The organism is Terriglobales bacterium, from assembly GCA_035543055.1.
Taxonomy (GTDB): domain Bacteria; phylum Acidobacteriota; class Terriglobia; order Terriglobales; family Acidobacteriaceae; genus JAIQFD01.
On record DATKKJ010000032.1, the window covers coordinates 1 to 16,911 of the forward strand.

The following is a 16,911-nucleotide window of genomic DNA, read 5'->3' on the forward strand; positions in this document are numbered from 1 at the left end:
TCTCAATCGTAAACAACATCATTCCTTTTTCTTGCCTGAAGCTGAGTACGAGGCTTGCTCTCTTACGATCAGGCTCGTCGGTGATGCTCAGTGGCGTTCCGTCTGCCGCCCCAGCGAGGTTCACCCCGAATTTGTCTCCCGGGGACACGAACACAACATTGTTGGCAATGTGACCCGTTTCAGAAGGAGGGGCGGTTTGCTGTTGCGCCAGCGCAGAACAGTAAAGGCACGCAATAAGCAACGCAATCGGAGTCTTCATGCTGCCGATTCTAGGGGGCAAAGGCAGGGTTCCACATCCGAAATTTTCCGGGCGGCTAGACTGCAATGCGTCAACTGACGATGAACAGCCCTTATCAGAAGTTAAGCGACCCACCCCATTATCTTGTGCGAGGAAGCTCAGCAGCCACAAGGCGCGAATGGCGGGCGTACTTTAGGTCAAGAAACCCACGCTAGGGGCGCCCTAGCCTGGATCTTTGCGGACGCGTCAGCGGGCCCTCCAAACGGGATTGCGGGCCATTCTCGTTGAGGAGAATTGCCGGTTGGACTAGCACAAAACTTCAAGGCCAACTTCTAAGTGTCGTATTTTCTGGTACTTATGATGGAAAGTTACTTCCCATCAAGGAGCGATCGTTATCGGCAAGGATGCGGACCACCTCCTTGGAGAAATAATCGCCGGCGCCGGCCGGGGTGGAGCCGTAGCGCTTGTCGTAGGTGGCACGGCTCTTCTCGATGTCTTCCTTCAGCCGCTCGTACAGGTCCCTGTGCTCGCGCCCCTTGGCGACCTTGTCCTTGTTGTAGAGCTTGATCTCGTCCACCAGGAGCTTGGCAAACCGCTTCGCCTTCTTGTGGACCTCCTCGTCGCCCGGCGCGATCGCCGGTTCGGCTGCCGGCGCGGCTCTGGCCGCTTGCGCCGGAGGGGGCGGCGGAGGCGGTGGGGCGGCTTCGGGCTCCGGCTCGGGCGCCGGTGGCGGTGCAGCCACCACCGAAGGCGGCGGAGCGGTGGCCATGGCCGCCGGGGCCTCGGCCTCGGCCTTCTCCGTACCGGCGGTCTTCCGCAAGCCCAGTAACTCCAGCCACATCCCGGCGCTGCGCACCAGCAGTTGCAGGGCGGAGTTGTCGATCTGCCACGCCTTCTCGGTGCCGCAATCGCAATAGACCAGCGCGGCCACCTTCTCCTTCACCACCAGGGGAAGGATCAGGGCGTTGCCGTCGGCGGGGTTGCCGACCGCCCGGTTGAAGGCGGCGTCGAACTCGATCGCTGCGGCCGCCGCCGGATTCTGGGTCTGAAAGGCGCGTGCCGCCAGGCCCTTGTTCACATCCACCTGAACGTTCTTCACCACGTTGTCATCGGCGAAGCCACGCGCCTGCCAGCCATTGCCGGCGCCCGAGCGGATCACGAACAGGGCGGCTCGGCTGCAGAACTTGGCGCAGCCCTCCAGCAGATTGCGCAGGATGTCGCTCTGCGAAGTGACGTCCTGGATGGCGGAGACCGCTCCGTCCAGCTCCGCGCTCGGCGGGGCGGAGGTGAACACCGGTTCACGCTCCTTCTCCTTGCCTTCCAGGGCGGGCTTTACCGCTTCCAGGACGCGGGCCACGATGTCCTGGCGCAACTGGGAGACGTGGGCGTCCAGTTGCTCGCCGACCACACGTTCGACGATCTGTGCGATTTCTTTGGGATCCGCCACGGGCTTCGTAAGGCGCAGACCGGCTGGGAGTGCGGCCAGCGCCTGTGCCGCGATTATATGGTGAAACCCGGGAGTGTCAACCGAGGAAGGCCGCCTACTCGACGATGATCTTGCCCACCATGTCGTCGTGACCGGGTCCGCAGATGATGGAACAGCTCATGGGAAACACCCCGACCCGGTCGGCCTTGAACAGGATCTTGGCCGGCCGGCGCGGCTGGATGGGCTCCTTGATGCCGAGATCGGGCACCGTGAACCCGTGCTGGACATCGGCCGTAGAGACGTCCAGTTCGACCAGCTGTCCCTTCTTCACCCGGATGACCGGCGGATCGAATGCGTACCTCTTCATGACGACCGGGATCACGACGTCAGGCTTGGAATTGCAGCCAAGAAGCACCACGACGAGAAGGGTTGACAATAATACGCGCAACATCCACTGGCAACGGGGCATCAGACTTGGAACACTGTTGTAACAAATCGCCGCTAGACTAGTCGAATGTACAGGCCAGCCCCGGGAACGGCCCGTCTAAGGGAATCCGGGCGACGGCTCAGGGGAACGCAGGTAGAATATAGGATTCTTGAAGCTGAAATTGTTGCATCCGGGGAATATGGCTGTCATCCAATCCAAAGCGAGGGACGAGGCGAGCGACGAACTGGCACTCGTCCATGCCGCGAAGGCCGGGGATATCTCGGCGTTCGAGCAATTGGTAAAGCGCTACGACCGGAACGTGTTCCGGATTGCGCAGCACATCACGCAGAACCGCGAAGATGCCGAGGACGTCGTCCAGGACGCGTTCCTCAAGGCCTACGAGAACCTGGAGCAGTTCCAGGAGAACTCGAAGTTCTACACCTGGTTGGTGCGGATCGCGGTGAACGAGAGCCTGATGAAGCTGCGCCGGCGGCGCACGGACAAGACCGTCTCGCTCGATCAGGAGATCCAGACCGAGGAAGACACCATGCCGCGCGAGGTCGCGGACTGGTCGCCGAACCCGGAGCAGCTCTACAAGCAGGGGGAGCTGAAAGAGATCCTGACCCGGACGATCAACGGGTTGCCCACCAGCTTCCGCACCGTGTTCGTGTTGCGCGACGTGGAAGGACTCTCGACCGAAGAGACGGCCGAGGCGCTGGGACTGAGCATCCCGGCGGTAAAATCGCGGCTGCTGCGCGCCCGTTTGCAGCTCCGCGAGAGGCTGAGCAAGTACTTCAAGAAACCCAAGAAGGGGGCGGACGGCAACCAGTGACCTGCAAGGAGTTCCTGAAAGAACTGACCGATTACCTCGACGACTCGATGGACGAATCCACACGGGCCGAACTCGAGGATCACTTGCAGTGGTGCCATAACTGCTACGTCGTCTGCGATACCACCAAGAAGACCATCGCCATCTACCGTGATTCCAAGATGTACGAGCTGCCCGACGACCTGCGGAGCAAGCTGCAATCCGCCATCATGAACAAGTGCAAGGCGCGGAAAAAGACCCCAAGCTAGAGTCTTCGTCTCAACCACCCCATTCGTTTCAGACCCCTTCCTTCGAGAGGTTCTCATCCATTCCGGGTTCTTACCCGGGCGAACCCAATCCGGAGTTCCTGAATCTAATAGCTGGACACGGATTTAGGGATCTAGGGTTCCCAGGCATGTTGAATGATCCTGCCCAAAGGGGTGAAGTGCATGTTTACGAGTCTGGTGGATGCGTTGTTCGGCTGTTGGCACCGGAACTACAGTTTCCCCATCACCACGCGGCGCGGGCAGCGCCGTTCCCCGGCGGCGGCGGTGACCGGCACCTACGTGGTGTGCCTCGATTGCGGCAAGGAATTTCCCTACGATTGGCGCGAGATGAGGGTGGTCACTGAGGGAGTAGCTCCCACAGCAGTCTCCGGGCCGGTGGAGTCCTACGCGGGAAAATAGGCATGTGAACAAAGGGCCGAGCGGCACGAGTACCGTGCCGCTCATTGCTTTCTAGGCAGTCGCCGAGCTGGACTTGCCCTCCGAGAGCAGAGCGTTCAATAGAGCCAACATATCGGTCACGGTCAGGATGCCGACGACCTGGTCATTCTCGGTGACGATGATGGCCCCGATCTTCTTCTGGTAGAGCATCGTGACCGCATCCCGGATCGGCAGGTCAGGGCGGACGGTGATGGGATTCTTGGTCATCGCGACGGTGATCGGGGTAGCCTCGAAGATCTGGTTGTACTCGTCCGGGGTCATGCGCGACAGCATGGAGGGGGCCATGCGGGAGACGTCGCGGTCGCTGATGATCCCCACGGCCCGCCCGGCCTCGTCCACAATGGGCACGTGCCGCTTGCCGGTGCGGCGGATCAGCAGGGCGGCATCCAGCAAGCGCGACTGATCGGTCAGAGTCGTGACATTCCTGGTCATATAGTCGCCGACGCAGGAGTCGCTGGCCGGTCGCGTAGGCTCCGGAGGTAAAGGGGTGCCGTCCTTCTTCTTTTTCACCTGGTTCTCCCTGATTGGCGGGCTGGCGGCGGATTTTAGCATTGGACGGGACGGGGCTCAATGCCGGAGAACGCGACCCCAGGCATTCAAGGCAAAAGGAAACGCCGGCGGGTGGCCGCCGGCGCGGTTCGCTATGGACCAGGAGCGCCTCACTCGCGGCGTTTGAGCGTCGGACGGTCCTCGTCCTTCTTGTCTGAGTCCTTGTCGTCGCTCGTCTTCTTGGAGCCCGAGGTGCGGCGAAGGGTCGGACGGTTCTCCTCGCGGTCGAGGATCTTGTGGCGATTCTCCAGGGCCGCCAGACGCGCTTTAACGTCGTCGAATTCCGACGTAGTGACGATGTATTGCGGTTTCGAGGGCAAGATGTCGTTGATCTCCCGCTGCGACTTCTCGATGCGGTCCGGGGTCTGCGGGTGCGAAGAGAATGCCTTGGACAACGTCCCCGGCTTCTTTTTTTCTTTCGCTTGGATCTTCTCGAAGAAAGCCACGTACGCCTGCGGGTCGTAACCGCTGGCGTACATGTACTGCAGGCCCAGGTAGTCGGCCTCGGATTCGAAGCCACGCGAGAACTTCATGAAGGTGAGCGGCAGTCCGAGGGAGACGGCGCTGCGGGCGGCATAGCCGATGCCGCCACCGACGAAGATCAGGGGAATGGTGGCGATGTTGGCCCAGTTGATGCGGGTCATCTGCCGGGTGGCGTGGCGGGCGGCCACGTGGGCGATCTCGTGCGACATGACGCCGGCCAGCTCCGCTTCCTCGTCCGCCGCCAGGATCAGCCCGGAATTGACGTAGAAGAACCCGCCGGGCAGCGCGAAGGCATTCACCTCACTGGAGTCGATGACCTTGATGGTGAAGGGCACACGGGCGTCGGAGTTGCGGACCAGATTCTGCCCGATGCGGTTCACGTATTCGTTCACCACCGGGTCCTGCACCAACTTCGCGGTCTGCTCTACCTGGGCGGCGTACATCTTGCCCAAGGCGATCTCCTTCTCCAGGGAATACCAGTTGCCCAGCTTACTGCCCTTCCCTACCTTGCGGTTACCGATATCTTCGACGTCATTCTTGCCGCCGTCATGGGTCTCCTTGGGCGCGGAGGGGGAAACCGCCGAATCGGTGGCCGGCGCCTGGGGAGCCGTGTCGGTCGCAGGCAGCGGACCTCCGGACTGTGTGGCGGGGGGCATGCCGGAGCCGGCCGGCGCGTTCTGTGCCAGCAACCACGCCGGTGTCGTCAACACTAAGGCGAGGGCGATCAAGGCGCGACGATTCATGGGCGAACCCCCTTGGGACTGCTGGCTCGTTGTCGTCATTATAGTCCTGCTACGAACCGGTAGAACGTTCATCTCTTTAGAGGCAACATCCCGGCGCCAGCGTTATCCGTTGGGTGGGGTTGTTCCCGAACTGGGCGGACGCCCTCCTACGGCTTCTAACCCGCGATGCAAGCAAAAGATGCGCCCCAGACCCTTGGCTTGGGGACCAGGGAAGTCGCACTGCCACGCAGGCTCAGGATCCGCCCTTTCCTTAAGATGCTGGCGACGGCCCCCGGGTAACACCCAGAGTTGCCCCGCTCTAGTCGTAATACTCGAGTCCGAGGTGGGTGATGAGCTCCTCGCCCTTGAGGTGGCGCAGGGTGTTCTTCAGCTTCATGAGCTGGATGAAGAGGTCGTGCTCGGGGTAGAGGCCGGGTGCGGTCATGGGCGACTTGAAGTAGAAGCTCAGCCACTCCTGGATGCCGATGCCCTTCAATTCTGCGCTTCGCTGGGCCAGGTCCATGAACAGCACCAGGTCGAGAACGATGGGCGCCGCCAGGATGGAGTCCCGGCACAGGAAATCGACCTTGATCTGCATCGGATAGCCGAGCCAACCGAAGATATCGATGTTGTCCCAACCCTCTTTGTTATCACCGCGGGGCGGGTAATAGTTAATGCGCACCTTGTGGAAGATTTTGCCATAGAGCTGAGGGTAGATCTTGGGCTGCAGGATGTGCTCCAGCACCCCCAGCTTCGATTCCTCCTTGGTCTTGAACGATTCCGGGTCGTCCAGCACTTCGCCGTCGCGGTTGCCCAGTATGTTGGTGGAGTACCAGCCGCTGAGACCGAGCATGCGGGCCTTGAAGGCGGGGGCCAGGACGGTCTTCATCAGGGTCTGGCCGGTTTTGAAGTCCTTGCCGCAGATGGGCGCCAGGTTTTGCCGGGAGAGCTCCTGCATGACCGGGATGTCCACGGTCAGATTGGGAGCGCCGTTGGCGAAGGGGACATTCTCGCTCAAGGCGGCATAGGCGTAGATCATCGAAGGCGCGATGTTGGCGTCATTCTTCAGCAGGCCTTTTTCGAACGCCTTCAGCGACTGGTGGACGGCGGACGGACGGAGGAAGATCTCGGTGGAGCCGCACCAGATCATGACGAAGCGCTTGGCGCCCGAGCTCTGCTTGAAGTCCCGGATGTCCTGGCGCAATTGCTCCGCCAGCTCCATCTTGTTCTTGCCCTGCTTGACGTTCGGCCCATCGAGCTTCTTCACGTAGTTGCGGTCGAAGACCGCCTTGCGCGGGCTCACGGTCTCGAGGAATCCCTTGATCTGGTCGAGGAGATCGCGGTCCAGGACCCCGGCCTTGCGGGCCGCCTCGTGCATATTGTCCTCGAAGATGTCCCAACCGGTGAAGACGAGGTCGTTCAAGCCGGCGAGAGGGACGAACTTGCTGACCAGGGGAGAACGCCCGGCGGTGCGCTTGCCCAGGCGGATGGTGCCCATCTGGGTGACGGAGCCCACCGGAGCGGCGAGTCGGCGGCGGACCGCTTCTACGCCGGCCACGAAGGTGGTGGCCACAGCTCCCATGCCAGGGATCATCACTCCCAGCTTGCCCCGGGCGGGGTCGATCGGTGTGGCCTTGGGCTTCGAGCGCGCAGCGGTGGGCATCGGTCAGGTCCCTTCTATGAGAAAAAATAGGCAGCGGGAAACCCGTTATCTTCTCGTATCGAGGGGAGATTTGCAAATACGCGGGGCGGCGGTGGAGAATGCACGCCCCGGAGGATCCGTCATGCGCAGCACGCTGATCGCGCTACTTGTATTCACACTGGCCACCAGCGGGTTCACGCAGAAGCGCCGGACGGTTCCGCCCGCGGGGACGGCACAGCAGCAGTCCAGGAGCGCAACGGACCAGGCGGCTATCCGGCAGCTGCAGGAACGGGACATCGCCGCCAGCATGGCCTTCGATGTGGACTCCCTTCTCGCCCTGTGGACCGACGATGGGGTGTTGATGGCGCCCGGGCACGGGCCGGTTTCCGGAAGAGCCCAGCTGCGTCAGTTTTACGAACAGCAAAAGGACGCCCTGGGCAACACCGAGACCCTCTCCTACGAGGAACAATGGCAGGAGGTGCGCATCGTGGACGACTATGCCTACCAGTGGGGCCAGATCCAGTCGCGCACCCGCGCCGGCCAGAGCAAAGTAGAGAACACGAAAGTCGTCAATGCGCTGCGGATCCTCAAGCGCGACCAGGATGGGAGCTGGAGGGTGGCCCGCGCTATCTACAATGAGGCCCGCACCGGCACCTCCGTCGGCGAGGCCGCCCCGCAAGGAGAACGGCGCTGACCGGTAAGACCGCGCTCATCACCGGAACCTCGAGCGGCATCGGCCTGCTGACCGCCGTGGAGATGGCCAAGGCCGGCTTCCGCGTAGTGGCCACCATGCGGAACCTGGAACGGCGCGCGCGCCTGGACGAAGCCATCGCCAAGGCGAATGTGGGGGCAGCCGTCGAGGTACGCCGGCTCGACGTGAACGCCATCGATTCCCTGCCCGCCGCCGTGGCCGGCATCATGCGCGACCATGGCCAGATCGACGTGCTGGTCAACAACGCCGGTTTTGTGATGGCCGGATTCGCCGAAGACCTGCGCCTGGAGGAGGTCCGCGCGCAATTCGAGACCAACTTCTTTGGCGCCGTGGCGCTCACCCTGGCGGTGCTGCCGCAGATGCGCCTGCGCAAAGCGGGATACATCATCATGGTGTCGTCGGCCAGCGGCCTCTCCGGGCAGCCGGTGGCGAGTTCTTACAGCGCCTCCAAGTTCGCTCTGGAAGGCTGGAGCGAGTGCCTGCGCCTGGAAACCGCGGCGCTGGGCATCCGGGTGGTGCTGATCGAGCCGGGCGCCTACGAGAGCGATATCTGGGAGAAGAACCTGCGCATCGGCCAGGACGCGGCGGGCCATAGGTCTCCGAATTACCAGCGCATCCAGCGTTACGCCGAATTCATCAGGACGAAGGTGAAGAAGCGCGACGCTAGCGAGGTGGCGCGGGTGATCGTGCGCGTCGCCCAGGACCCGGAACCGCGGCTGCGCTACGTGGTCGGACAGCATGTGCACCTGCAGCGCCTGCTGCGCGCCTGCCTGCCGTGGAAGACGTACGAGGCGATGCTGCGTAGGATCTCGGGCATCGGCTAGCGGGCGCGGATGCGGTGCGACCAGCGAGACCGGATGAACCAAACCCCGCCCAACAACAGTAGTCCGAGGATGATGGCGTCGAAGCGGTGGAACCACTGCTTCAGACGCGGGTCCTTGTCCCAGTTCTCTCCCAGGACCACTCCGATATAGGCCAGGCCGAGGCACCACGGGAAGGACCCGAGGAAGGTATAGAAGTGGAATTGCAGGCGAGGCATGCGGGCCACGCCCGCCGGCAGCGCGATGAAGGTCCGAATGACAGGTAACATGCGGCTGATGAGCACGGTCATGTTGCCATAACGTTCGAAGAAGTGGTCGGCCAGCTCCAGTTCCCGGCGGTTGAGCAGCACGTAGGAGCCGAAGCGTTCGACCAGGGGCCGCCCGCCAAAAGCGCCGATCTCGTAAGCGACCAGCGACCCGACGTTGCACCCCAGCGCCCCTGCCATGGCCACCCAGATCAGGCCGAACCTTCCCGTGTACACCAGGTAGCCGGAGAACGGCATGATCACCTCGGAGGGCAGCGGGATGCAGGCCGATTCGATCGCCATGAGCAGGACGATGCCCGGATACCCGAGGGTGGAGATGACAGCGATGATGAAGCCGCTGAGGGCGGCGAGGGTCCTGGCAATCACGGGCGTGTTGGGCGGCGGAGGCTCAGGCGCCGGCCGCTTCCTCGCCCGGAGCAACGCTTTCTTCGTACTCCGACACGGCGGCGGTCACGTCCTGTTCGCATCCGCTGCAAACGGCCTGGCTGTCCCCAGGTGTGACCTCGTCGCTCTCCACTAGGAGAGTGCCGGTGCTGGTGTATTGCTGGTTCTCCTCGTCCCACTCGTAGCCTTCCTGCAGGGTGGCATTGGTGATGCTACACCCCGTGAGGACGACGGTGTAGGCATGGGAACCGCAGTGGGGACAGGCGAACGGTTGCATGGCGCGCTCCTTCCGAGGAGGTCAGAACTCCTGGGACTCCTGGGCGTAGGTGTAGCCCGGCAGCGATGCTCCTTCGGCCCCTTTGACGACCTTGACTCGGATCGTGTCGGTCGAGGCGGCGGAGGCATTCGCCAGCCGCAGCATCGCGTACTGCGTAAAGACTTCGTTGTAGAGCTTGGTGACAAGATAGTTCTGTCCGTCCTCGTTATTGCGCCAAACCTGCCCGAGCTGTATGGATTTCACGGCCATAGGGAAATCAGGGTAGTCGCCGCTGGTCGCGGCGTCAATCACCGGGCGGGCGCTTCCCCGTCGAGCAGCTTTCCTAGCTGGGAAGCCTGGCAGCGGATGCCGACGTAGAAGGCGCCGAACTGGGCATAGACCGCGCTGACTTCGTCGAAGCGCATCTCGTAGATCAACCGCTTGAAGATGAGCGGTTCGTCGGCGAACAGGTCCACGCCCCATTCCCAGTCGTCGAAACCGATGGAGCCGGTGATGATCTGCTGCACCTTGCCGGCATAGCGCCGGCCGACTTGGCCGTGCTCGTCCATCTGCCGCTGCCGCTCCTCGATGGGGAGAAGGTACCAGTTCTTGTCCTCGCCGCGCCTGCGGTCCATGGGATAGAAGCAGATGTAGCGCGAGGCTGGGAGCTTGGGGAACAAGCGCGTCGCCATGGCCTGTTTCTGCCGCTGCATCAATTCCTCAGCTTCCCGGTTCCACTCCGCGGAATGGGGCTCGATGCCGCGCTCGGCCAGCGACTGGTAGAGCTTGACAGTGGATTCGTACAGGCCGAGCTCGATCACCGAGAGATACGAGGTCGCGGGCTCCAGGTACTCGAAGAGCTGGAGGTTTTGCAGGCGCAGTTCGGCGGAATTGAGGGCGTCGAAGGATTCGCGGAAGTGCACCAACAGCAGGTCGCCCTTGTGTCCCAACATAGAATAAGCGGCGCTCTCGCCGGCTTTTTCCATGGGCTCGAGGACCTTGGCCGCCTCCCTCGCGATGCTCTGCTTCTCCCCGGCGGGGAGCTTGCGCCATTGTGGCCAGCGGACGCGCATCATCTGGTGCAGCACGCTGGAGCCCTCGATGGTCAGGGGCAGCGCGGGCAGGGACTTTTGGGCAGCGTGCACAGCAGCATTGCTGGTCGGCATTCGGTTCCCCACAGGATAAGGGCAATTGTAGCGGGTACGGCGTCCATTGTAATCTCGTGCCCATATGGTCCGAGGCGTGGTTCCCCGACAGCCAGCCAAGACCGGACGCCACGAGGGCGCTCGGAAGAGCTTTCAGGCACCCAAGGTGAACCCGCCCAGGGTCCGTAAGTCCAGCGTCGCGGCCCCCAGCGGCAAGCGGGCGAAACCGGCTGCGCGTCGGCCGGCCGCAAGCTATGACCCGGTCGCGCCGCAGCGGGTGAAGGAGATCCTCAAGCGCCTGGACGAGCGCTATCCCGGCGCGACCTGCGCATTGCAGCACGGCTCGGCGTGGGAGCTGCTGGTAGCGACCATCCTGTCGGCGCAGTGCACTGATGCGCGGGTCAACTTGGTGACGCCGGTCATCTTCGCCAAGTATCCGACAGCGGCGGCGTTCGCGGCGCTCAAGCCGGAGCAGCTCGAGCCCGACATCCGCTCCACCGGCTTCTTCCGCAACAAGTCCAAATCCATCGTGGGCGCGGCCAAAGCGATCATGGAACGCCATGGCGGACAGGTGCCCGACACCATGGAAGAGCTGCTGGAAATTCCCGGGGCGGCGCGCAAGACGGCGAACGTCGTCCTCGGCACCTGGTTCCACCAAGCCCTGGGCGTGGTGGTGGACACCCACGTGCACCGCATCTCGCGCCGCCTGGAGCTCACCCAGCAGGATGACCCGCAGAAGATCGAGCAGGACCTGATGCGGGTGGTCCCGCAGCCCCGCTGGATCGATTTCGCCCACCAGCTGATCCATCACGGGCGACAGTTGTGCGCGGCGCGAACGCCCAAGTGCGCCGATTGCCCGCTGGAGACGCTTTGCCACGCCGCCGACAAGACCTGGAGCACGGTGGAGATCCACCGCGCCGCCAAGCCGTGACTCGCACCGGGTTTGCGCAGGCGCCATTCCTCCCATATCCTGACGCTTCAGGTTTCCCGTGCGAATCTTGCTGATCATGCTCGCGGCGGTGTCAATGGCTCCGGACGTCCTGGCCCAGATCTCCCTGACTTCCTCGTTCATCACCGATCCCCAACAGGTCAAGAGCAAGCCGCGGCAGAACCTGCCGACCTTCGCCGTGGACAAGCTGTACAGCACGCGGGTCATCGGCGGCAGCTCCTGGTCGCCAGACGGCAAGCGAGTCGCCTTCATCAGCAACACCAGCGGGCGGAACAACCTGTGGACGGTTTCCGCCGATGGCGGCTGGCCGGTGCAGCTGACGGTGAGCGACCAGCGCCAAGGCTCCCCGGCCTGGTCTCCCGACGGCCGCTACATCGCCTACATCTCCGACACCGACGGCAACGAGCAGTGGGATGTATTCCTGGTGGACACCCACAGCGGCGAAGTCACCAACCTCAACAACACTCCCGAGATTGCGGAGGAGGCGCCCACCTGGTCTCCCGATGGCAAGACCCTGGCCTATTTGGTGAAGCCGAAGACCTCGGCGAATTTCGAGATCCACCTGATGAATATGCTGACGCGGCGTTCCCGGCCGCTGACCTCGGGAACCGCGAAGGAATGGTCCTACGGACGCCCGGTCTGGTCGGCAGACGGAGCCCGCCTGGCGGCAACCCTCTCGCACGCCAACGGACGAGACTCGAACATCTATGTGCTGGACGTCAAAAGCGGGCAGAGGACAAACCTGACGGAGCACAGCGGCGAGCAGCTCTGGGACGTCAACGACTGGTCCGCCGACGCCAAGACCCTGCTGGTCACCTCCAATGCCGGAAACGGCTACGACAACGCAGCCCTGCTGGATGCAGCGACCCACAAGGTGGCTTGGATCACCCAGGAGAAGTGGCCGATCTCGGCCGAAGCCTTCTCGCCGGACGGCAAGACGGCGATCATCGAGGCCAACGTTGACGGAAACTTCGACTTGTATCTTTACGACCTGGCCGCACGGCGGCTCGAACTATTGCCGCTGTCCAAAGGAGTCAACTACGCGGCCGGTGCCGGGAACGAATCTTTCTCGCGCGACGGCTCACGGCTCCTCTACTACCACAGCGGGGCTAACGCGCCCAACGACCTGTGGGTCTACGAACTCGGGTCGAGACGATCGAGGCAGATCACGCAGTCGCTGGTCGGGGGTGTTCGTTCGGAGGACCTCGTAGAACCTTTCCTGGTCCACTACCCGAGCAGCGACGGCAAGTGGCAGATCTCGGCCTTCGTCTTCATCCCCTACAACATGCCGCGGGAGAACAAGCTGCCTGCCATCGTTTACATCCACGGCGGGCCGCAATCGCAGACCATGAACGGCTTCAACCGCCAGGTCCAGGTCCTGGTCAACCGGGGATATGTCGTCATTGCGCCCAACTATCGCGGCGGAACCGGCTACGGCAAGGAATTCCTCGAGGCCAACCAGATGGACATGGGAGGCGGAGACCTGCGCGACGTCCTGGCCGCGGCGGATTGGATCAAGAAGACCGGCTACGTCGACCCGAAGAAACTGGTCGCCATGGGCGGAAGCTACGGCGGGTACCTCACCATGATGGCGGTGACCAAGGCGCCGGAGCTGTGGGCGGCGGGAGTGCCCATCGTGCCCTTCGTCAACTGGTTCACCGAGTTCCAGAACGAGGACCCGCAGCTGCAGGAAAGCGACCGCGCCACCATGGGTGACCCGGTCAAGAACAAAGACCTGTGGACCGAGCGCTCCCCCATCTTTTTCGTGGACAAGGTCAAAGCGCCCTTGATGATCCTGGCCGGGGGCAACGACCCGCGCTGTCCGAAGGAAGAGTCGCAGCAGATCGTGGAAGAAGTCCGCAAACGCGGGGGCGCCGCCGAACTGAAGGTGTATGACAACGAAGGCCATGGATTCAGCCGGGTCGAGAACCAGATCGATAGCATCCGGCGCGTGACCGACTTCCTCAAGAAGTATGTGCCGGTGCCCGACTGTGGCTGCTCGCTGGAGTGATGGAAGCTCTCTGAATCCTGCTGCCTTCGCGCACCATCCAAACGAGACTATGCAAGTGCTGGCCGGGATCTCGGGCGTGGTCATCGTCCTCCTCGTGCTGTGGGAAGCATTTGAGACCATCGTTCTGCCCCGCCGGGTGACCCGCCAGTTCCGCTTCACGCGACTCTACTACCGCAGAACCTGGTCCGTGTGGCGCACGTTGGTTGCCGGTGTCAGGGAACGCAGGTTGCGAGAGACCCTGCTCAGCTACTTTGGCCCTGCTTCCCTGCTCGGCCTCATCGCCTCATGGGCAGTCATGCTGGTGCTGGGATTCGGACTGCTGAATTGGTCGCTGGAGACGGCGGCGCGGTCCAATATGCCCTATCGCGGTATCTGGACTGACATCTACTTCAGCGGCACCACCTTCTTCACCCTGGGTCTCGGCGATGTGACACCTCGTTCCGCTGTCGGCCGGCTTCTGACCGTACTCGAGGGGGGCACCGGGTTCGCCTTCCTGGCCCTGGTCATCGGCTACATTCCCGCTATCTACCAGAGCTTCTCGCGGCGCGAGACCAACATCACCCTCCTCGACGCGCGCGCCGGATCGCCGCCCAGCGCCGGTGAGTTGCTGCGCCGCCACGCCCTTGATGGAAGTCTTGACGCCTTGAACCCCTGGCTGCGGGACTGGGAGGGCTGGGCGGCCGACCTGCTGGAGAGCCATCTCTCCTACCCCGTGCTCTGCTACTTTCGCTCGCAGCATGACAACCAGTCCTGGCTTGGATCATTGACTGCCGTCCTGGATACATGTGCGCTGGTACTGGTCGGGGTGGACGGGGTGGCCCGCCGGCAGGCGCGCCTGACCTTCGCCATCGCCCGGCACGCAGTGGTGGACCTGGCGCAGATCTTTCGCGCCCGCCCGATGGCGCCGCCGCGGGACCGTCTGCCCGCCGAGCGCTTACAGGAACTGCGGCGTTTCCTTGGCTCGGCGGGGCTGAAACTTTCAGACGGCGTTGAAGCTGAGCGTCAATTGACCGAGCTGCGTTCGATTTACGAGCCTTACCTCTTTGCCCTCGCGGAAGCCGTCGAGGTGGCCCTTCCCGACTGGATGCCTGCGGCCGAGCACGCCGACAACTGGCAGACCAGTGCCTGGGGGCGCATCGGCGCCGGCGGCACTCCCCCCGGCACCAGCCCGAAGGCCGATCACTTCTGATCAGAGATTTTCGGCCAATGCCGCCACCAAGCCGGGAATGGTGTACTCGGCGGCCTCGATATGGACGCCCAGGCCGAGTTCGCGCAGGGTCTTGGAAGTCACCGGGCCGATCGATGCCAGCATCACTCCGGTGACCAGGTGCTTGTTCTCGGCGCCCAACAGTTCCAGGAAATTTCGCACGGTGGAGGAGCTGGTGAACGTGATGGCGTGGGGTCGCTGCCCGGGGCGGGAGAGCAGGTCGCGCAGCCGCTCCCGCGAAGCCTGCGGTACCACGGTCTCGTAGGCTTCGACGACGTCCACGTGGGCGCCCGCGTTGCGCAATTCCTCGGGGATGACGTCGCGCGCCACGCGGGCCCGCACCAGCACGACCTTCTTGCCCTTCACCTGGTCCCGCATGGCTTCTACAACCGACTCAGCTATGTATTGCCTGGGCATGATTGCGACCGTGAGCCCGCGGCTCTCGAGGACCTTGCGCGTGGCCGGGCCGATGGCCGCGATCTTCACCTGGGCGAGATGGTCCGGGGCCAGCCCGGCGTGGCCCACGCGCTCCAACAGCGCCTGCACGCCGTTCACGCTGGTCAGGACGAGCCAGTCGTAGCGGGAGATGTTGGCGATGGCCTGATCAAGCGGCTCGTAAGAGCGGGGCGGGCGGATCTCGATGGAAGGGATCTCGACCACAGTAGCGCCCAGGGCGCGCAACTGCTCCGCCAGGGAGCCGGCCTGTTGCGCCGCCCGGGTGATGAGGATGCGCTTGCCCTTGAGGCGGCCCGGAGAGGTCGGCGAGCCCGCCGAAGCTTGTCTCATGGCTGCTGCGGGGTGGTGACCACCTCGCCATAAACTTCCTGGAGGATCCGGTCCGCGCCCTTCTTCCGGAGGGCCGCTCCCACAGCCGCCCCCAGCTTTTCCGGATCCTTACCCGACTGCTGTTCCCGCAGGACCAGCGAACCATCAGGTCGTGCCACCACAGCGGTCAAGCGTAGCTGGCCGTCAATGGCTTCGGCGTAGGCCCCGATGGGTACCTGGCAGCCTCCACCCAGCGAGCGGAGCAGGGCGCGTTCTGCGGCGCACGCTTGTCGTGTTGGTGCATGGTCAAGGAACCGCAACAATTCCCTGGTCCGCGCATCGCCGGAGCGGCACTCGATCCCCAGCGCTCCCTGCCCCACCGCCGGGCAGACGATCTCGGGCGGGATGATCTCGCGCACCCGCTTGGTGAATCCCAGGCGATTGAGGCCGGCGGAAGCCAGGATGATCGCCTGGTACTGCCCCTCTTCCAGCTTGCGCAGCCGAGTGTCCACATTGCCGCGAAGCGGGTGGATGTCGAGGTCGGGCCGCACCGCCTTGAGCTGCGCCTGCCGCCGCAGGCTGCTGGTCCCCACCCGCGCTCCCTGGGGAAGCTCCTGGAAGCGGGCGTGCTCGATGGAGAGGAAGGCATCGCGCGGGTCCTCTCGCTTCATGACTGCGACCCGCTCGAACTGCGGCTGCAGCTCGGTAGGAAGGTCCTTGAGGCTGTGCACCGCCAGATCGACCTTCTTCGCTTCCAGGGCCTCCTCGATCTCCTTGGTGAACATGCCCTTGGTGCCGACCTTGGCCAGTGCCACCTCGGTGATCTTGTCCCCCGTGGTCTTGATGATCTCGATCTCGACCTGGTGCCCTTGACCTTCAAGTAAAGCTTTAACGTGGTTGGCCTGCCAGAGGGCGAGTTGCGAGCCCCGCGATCCGATCCGAAGCTTGGCCATGCCGCCTAGTTCTCCTCTTTTGAGCCGCGCAGGTTGAACATGCGGCGGATGACTGCGATCAATGTGCCTGCCTCCGGGTCCTTGGCCGCGGTCTTGAGGGTGGTGATGGGGGTATGCAGCACTTTGTTGACGATGCCGCGGGTGATGGCGTCCAGCGCCTGCTCCTGGTCCGGCGTGAGCGGGCCCAGCTTGCCCCGGGCGCGCTCGATCTCCGCCTGCCGGATGTCCTCCATGTGTTGTTGCAGGGAGACGATGGTGGGCACCACACTCAAGGTCTTCAACCGCTCCTCGAAGCGGTGGACCTCGTCGGTGACGATGGCTTCGGCGCGGTCGGCCTCGCGCCGGCGGTCGTCGATGTGCCGGCTGGCCACCTGCTGCAGGTCGTCGATGTCGTACACGAAGATGCCGTCCAGCTTGTTCAT

21 protein-coding genes are annotated in these 16,911 nt (G+C 63.5%); 8 read left to right on the forward strand and 13 right to left on the reverse strand.

Annotation, left to right across the window (positions count from 1 at the left end; translation table 11 throughout):
- The 3 genes from VMS96_02090 to VMS96_02100 form a co-directional block, all read right to left on the reverse strand.
- Positions 1–259 (reverse strand): hypothetical protein (locus VMS96_02090; protein HVP42189.1); only part of this gene is annotated, 259 nt, incomplete at its 3' end.
- A gap of 334 nt (positions 260–593) precedes the next feature.
- Positions 594–1,685, reverse strand: a complete 1,092-nt coding sequence (locus VMS96_02095) for a hypothetical protein (GenBank protein ID HVP42190.1) — start codon at positions 1,683–1,685, stop codon at positions 594–596.
- Positions 1,686–1,779: 94 nt separating this feature from the next.
- Positions 1,780–2,100, reverse strand: a complete 321-nt coding sequence (locus VMS96_02100) for a cupredoxin domain-containing protein (protein ID HVP42191.1) — start codon at positions 2,098–2,100, stop codon at positions 1,780–1,782.
- Positions 2,101–2,290: 190 nt separating this feature from the next.
- On the opposite strand from VMS96_02100, the gene VMS96_02105 reads away from it, so the two are divergent.
- The 3 genes from VMS96_02105 (at position 2,291) to VMS96_02115 (ending at position 3,585) form a co-directional block, all read left to right on the forward strand.
- Positions 2,291–2,923 (forward strand): sigma-70 family RNA polymerase sigma factor, encoded by a 633-nt coding sequence (locus VMS96_02105; GenBank protein HVP42192.1) that lies wholly within the window; start codon positions 2,291–2,293, stop codon positions 2,921–2,923.
- Positions 2,920–3,168 (forward strand): zf-HC2 domain-containing protein, encoded by a 249-nt coding sequence (locus tag VMS96_02110; GenBank protein HVP42193.1) that lies wholly within the window; start codon positions 2,920–2,922, stop codon positions 3,166–3,168. Before VMS96_02105 ends, VMS96_02110 begins: the two co-directional genes overlap by 4 nt.
- Before the next feature lie 153 nt (positions 3,169–3,321).
- The gene (locus VMS96_02115) at positions 3,322–3,585 is read left to right on the forward strand and encodes a hypothetical protein (protein ID HVP42194.1); all 264 of its coding nucleotides are present in this window, start codon (positions 3,322–3,324) and stop codon (positions 3,583–3,585) included.
- A 51-nt stretch (positions 3,586–3,636) separates the two neighbouring features.
- Here VMS96_02115 and VMS96_02120 read toward each other — a convergent pair whose 3' ends face one another.
- The 3 genes from VMS96_02120 to VMS96_02130 form a co-directional block, all read right to left on the reverse strand.
- Complete coding sequence (locus VMS96_02120) at positions 3,637–4,134, reverse strand: CBS domain-containing protein (protein ID HVP42195.1); 498 nt, start codon at positions 4,132–4,134, stop codon at positions 3,637–3,639.
- 149 nt (positions 4,135–4,283) lie between these two features.
- The gene (locus VMS96_02125) at positions 4,284–5,399 is read right to left on the reverse strand and encodes a M48 family metallopeptidase (GenBank protein HVP42196.1); all 1,116 of its coding nucleotides are present in this window, start codon (positions 5,397–5,399) and stop codon (positions 4,284–4,286) included.
- Positions 5,400–5,697: 298 nt separating this feature from the next.
- A complete protein-coding gene (locus tag VMS96_02130) occupies positions 5,698–7,041 on the reverse strand; it encodes an inositol-3-phosphate synthase (protein HVP42197.1) in 1,344 nt (447 codons plus the stop codon).
- Between the two features lie 121 nt (positions 7,042–7,162).
- On the opposite strand from VMS96_02130, the gene VMS96_02135 reads away from it, so the two are divergent.
- Together VMS96_02135 and VMS96_02140 are read left to right on the forward strand one after the other, a co-directional pair.
- Positions 7,163–7,714: an SgcJ/EcaC family oxidoreductase gene (locus tag VMS96_02135; GenBank protein HVP42198.1), complete on the forward strand. Its 552-nt coding sequence runs from the start codon at positions 7,163–7,165 to the stop codon at positions 7,712–7,714.
- A 17-nt stretch (positions 7,715–7,731) separates the two neighbouring features.
- The gene (locus VMS96_02140; GenBank protein HVP42199.1) at positions 7,732–8,556 is read left to right on the forward strand and encodes an SDR family NAD(P)-dependent oxidoreductase; all 825 of its coding nucleotides are present in this window, start codon (positions 7,732–7,734) and stop codon (positions 8,554–8,556) included.
- Here the strand turns inward: VMS96_02140 and VMS96_02145 are convergent.
- From VMS96_02145 to hemQ, 4 genes are read right to left on the reverse strand one after another with little or no spacing between them, the layout of a single operon-like run.
- Positions 8,553–9,239 (reverse strand): DedA family protein, encoded by a 687-nt coding sequence (locus VMS96_02145; protein HVP42200.1) that lies wholly within the window; start codon positions 9,237–9,239, stop codon positions 8,553–8,555. The genes VMS96_02140 and VMS96_02145 overlap by 4 nt on opposite strands.
- Positions 9,208–9,480, reverse strand: a complete 273-nt coding sequence (locus VMS96_02150) for a hypothetical protein (protein HVP42201.1) — start codon at positions 9,478–9,480, stop codon at positions 9,208–9,210. Before VMS96_02150 ends, VMS96_02145 begins: the two co-directional genes overlap by 32 nt.
- A 21-nt stretch (positions 9,481–9,501) precedes the next feature.
- Entirely contained in the window at positions 9,502–9,771 is a 270-nt protein-coding gene (locus VMS96_02155; protein ID HVP42202.1) for a hypothetical protein, read from the reverse strand.
- Positions 9,768–10,625: a hydrogen peroxide-dependent heme synthase gene (gene hemQ / locus VMS96_02160; GenBank protein ID HVP42203.1), complete on the reverse strand. Its 858-nt coding sequence runs from the start codon at positions 10,623–10,625 to the stop codon at positions 9,768–9,770. Before hemQ ends, VMS96_02155 begins: the two co-directional genes overlap by 4 nt.
- A gap of 145 nt (positions 10,626–10,770) precedes the next feature.
- On the opposite strand from hemQ, the gene nth reads away from it, so the two are divergent.
- From nth to VMS96_02175, 3 genes are all read left to right on the forward strand, one after another.
- Positions 10,771–11,535 carry an endonuclease III gene (gene nth, locus VMS96_02165; protein HVP42204.1) on the forward strand — a complete coding sequence of 255 codons (765 nt, stop codon included), beginning with the start codon at positions 10,771–10,773 and terminating at the stop codon, positions 11,533–11,535.
- A 94-nt stretch (positions 11,536–11,629) separates the two neighbouring features.
- The gene (locus VMS96_02170; protein HVP42205.1) at positions 11,630–13,564 is read left to right on the forward strand and encodes a S9 family peptidase; all 1,935 of its coding nucleotides are present in this window, start codon (positions 11,630–11,632) and stop codon (positions 13,562–13,564) included.
- Between the two features lie 49 nt (positions 13,565–13,613).
- A complete protein-coding gene (locus tag VMS96_02175; protein HVP42206.1) occupies positions 13,614–14,753 on the forward strand; it encodes a potassium channel family protein in 1,140 nt (379 codons plus the stop codon).
- Here VMS96_02175 and VMS96_02180 read toward each other — a convergent pair whose 3' ends face one another.
- From VMS96_02180 to VMS96_02190, 3 genes are all read right to left on the reverse strand, one after another.
- Positions 14,754–15,557 carry a uroporphyrinogen-III synthase gene (locus VMS96_02180; GenBank protein HVP42207.1) on the reverse strand — a complete coding sequence of 268 codons (804 nt, stop codon included), beginning with the start codon at positions 15,555–15,557 and terminating at the stop codon, positions 14,754–14,756.
- A complete protein-coding gene (gene hemC / locus VMS96_02185; GenBank protein ID HVP42208.1) occupies positions 15,554–16,489 on the reverse strand; it encodes a hydroxymethylbilane synthase in 936 nt (311 codons plus the stop codon). Before hemC ends, VMS96_02180 begins: the two co-directional genes overlap by 4 nt.
- 5 nt (positions 16,490–16,494) lie before the next feature.
- A partial coding sequence (locus VMS96_02190; GenBank protein HVP42209.1) for a hypothetical protein occupies positions 16,495–16,911 on the reverse strand: 417 nt, incomplete at its 5' end.

Excerpts from the sequence above, each read along its gene's own strand:
- VMS96_02135 (HVP42198.1), top strand. The coding sequence starts at position 7,163 with ATGCGCAGCACGCTGATCGCGCTACTTGTATTCACACTGGCCACCAGC.
- VMS96_02175 (HVP42206.1), top strand. The coding sequence starts at position 13,614 with ATGCAAGTGCTGGCCGGGATCTCGGGCGTGGTCATCGTCCTCCTCGTG.
- hemQ (HVP42203.1), bottom strand. The coding sequence starts at position 10,625 with ATGCCGACCAGCAATGCTGCTGTGCACGCTGCCCAAAAGTCCCTGCCC.
- VMS96_02150 (HVP42201.1), bottom strand. The coding sequence starts at position 9,480 with ATGCAACCGTTCGCCTGTCCCCACTGCGGTTCCCATGCCTACACCGTC.
- VMS96_02130 (HVP42197.1), bottom strand. The coding sequence starts at position 7,041 with ATGCCCACCGCTGCGCGCTCGAAGCCCAAGGCCACACCGATCGACCCC.
- VMS96_02115 (HVP42194.1), top strand. The coding sequence starts at position 3,322 with ATGATCCTGCCCAAAGGGGTGAAGTGCATGTTTACGAGTCTGGTGGAT.
- VMS96_02180 (HVP42207.1), bottom strand. The coding sequence starts at position 15,557 with ATGAGACAAGCTTCGGCGGGCTCGCCGACCTCTCCGGGCCGCCTCAAG.
- VMS96_02105 (HVP42192.1), top strand. The coding sequence starts at position 2,291 with ATGGCTGTCATCCAATCCAAAGCGAGGGACGAGGCGAGCGACGAACTG.
- VMS96_02125 (HVP42196.1), bottom strand. The coding sequence starts at position 5,399 with ATGAATCGTCGCGCCTTGATCGCCCTCGCCTTAGTGTTGACGACACCG.
- VMS96_02170 (HVP42205.1), top strand. The coding sequence starts at position 11,630 with ATGGCTCCGGACGTCCTGGCCCAGATCTCCCTGACTTCCTCGTTCATC.
- hemC (HVP42208.1), bottom strand. The coding sequence starts at position 16,489 with ATGGCCAAGCTTCGGATCGGATCGCGGGGCTCGCAACTCGCCCTCTGG.